General features: G+C 62.2%; 1 protein-coding gene. It reads left to right on the top strand.

The features are described from left to right. A partial coding sequence (locus tag ASF32_RS18520) for a recombinase family protein (RefSeq protein WP_200919184.1) occupies nt 1-888 on the top strand: 888 nt, incomplete at its 5' end. Nucleotides 889-1,958 lie beyond the last annotated feature (1,070 nt).

Here is a 1,958-nt window from a genome sequence, read left to right as displayed (position 1 = left end):
CTGCGCAACCGGGTCTATATCGGCGAGGTGATCCACAAGGACCGGCACTATCCCGGAGAGCACGAGGGCATCGTCCCGCGCGAGCTGTTCGATGCGGTCCAGGCGGCGCTGAGCGAGAAGGCGCAGGCGCAAGGTTCCGTCCGGGGCAACACCGGCTCGTGGCTGACAGGTCTGCTCTACGATGATCGCGGCAACCGGATGACGCCGAGCTCGGCCAGGAAGGGGGCGCTCCGCTACCGCTACTACGTCTCGCGCGCCCTCGAGACGGGGCAGCGCGGCGAGGCCGGCTCGGTCGCCCGCGTGTCGGCACCCGAGATCGAGCAGGCGGTGCGGGTGGCGCTTACACCACCCTCCCCAGACCAACCTTCCCCATCCGACGAGATGCCCCTGCTCGCCCAGGTCAGCCGCATCGTCGTTCACCCGAGCCATCTTGCCATCAGCTTCGTCCCGCGGGATGGTGCAGAGCACGATCACAGGGCGTGCGGAGCAGGCAGCATACAGCCCTCCCCGCTTAACGTGCCTTGGTCGGCCCGACCGAGCCGTCGTCGGCGCCAGATCATCCGCGCTGAGGGTGATGGAGGAACAGTACCGCTGCGGCCGATGCGGGTCGAGACCCGGGCCCGCCTCGTCGACGGGATCGCCAAGGCTCGCTTCTGGCTCGATGACCTTGTCAGCGGCCGTGTCGCCGACACCCATGCCATCGCCGTGGCGGAAGGCTGCAGCGAGCGCTCGGCGCGCATGACCCTCAACCTCGCCTTCCTGGCTCCATCCGTCATCCAGGCGGCGATCGCTGGCATCTTGCCGGAAGGGTCCGGCATCTCCGCGCTCATGAATGCGCCAATAGCCTGGAGCGAATATCCTGACGCATACGGCGGCAATGCAACGTGAAGGAGCACGTGCTGCGATTTACCGGCAGCGCACGGTCATACCGGCAGTCGGACGCTCGTTGTCATCTTGCTGCGGCAGCAATGCGCCATAAGCGGAAGTTCGCCGCCTGCCCAAAAGCAGACGTTCCGCATGCGACCCAAGTCTGACGTCGGGATCGTCATCGACGCTTCCCGTAAGCGGTCATTCGTTAGTCGTCCGGCAACTTCGGCTCGGGGTAGGAATAGAGAGCGAACCTTAGCTTTTGGACGAGAAGCGATCGCTCCACATCTGACCAACTACGCCATCCAGACCCTTTGTCCCGTCCGCACACAAGCGGACGTTACAGCGAATCCCCCGTTACCACTTAAATTTACCGATAACGACCGTTTCGCTCCGGGATTCAAGTTGTGGGTTAGCAGATGTTACGCGCTGCTTAGGTGGCAGCCTCAAATAACTCTTCTCGGTCTTTAGGCGTCCACAACAGGGGGACCGCAATGGCGGCCCAGGGCATGCGGTGAAATTCACCGCCTCGGAAAATCTCTGTCGATTGACGCAAAGATCGTCGGCTAAGAGACTGAGGGTTCGCCGAGGCCTGGATCTGATGAATCAGTGCCAGCGAAGCTGGTCTGTCCCCACCTATCGCTCAATTCGCCCCGGTTTCACGAGGTAGCCCACTGTATATACTCGGCTGATGCTTTGATGAAGGGAAGGTTTTCGGAAAGATATCCCGGTCTAATTTTGTGTTACTTGTTGTGAGCATGCAGGGGCGGCGACATCCCGAATGGTCGGCTAAATCGTCCCCCTCCGGGCGTTCTCCCCTGGCCGCGTCCGTGAAGCGGACGTTTCGTGATAAATTCATCAATGCTGCCGATTCGAGCTTCCTCGCGCCGAGGAGCGCGAGGAAGCGGATCGTGTCACGACAGGTGGAAGTCGGTCTGTGTGACGGTGTTGGCATTGACGCGGAGGAGCAGGATCGTGTCGGCCCCGATCATGACGGTGGTGTTGGCACCGGACTGATTGATCGAGACCTCGCTGGCGAAGTCGGCTGCCGTGATGCCGAGACCCGACAGGTCCATGACGTCCTGGCCACC

Origin of the sequence: Methylobacterium sp. Leaf91 (genome assembly GCF_001422815.1) — a bacterium.
Taxonomy (GTDB): domain Bacteria; phylum Pseudomonadota; class Alphaproteobacteria; order Rhizobiales; family Beijerinckiaceae; genus Methylobacterium.
Note: the sequence above shows the minus strand (reverse complement) of the source record. Positions and strands in the feature narration are given on the sequence as shown.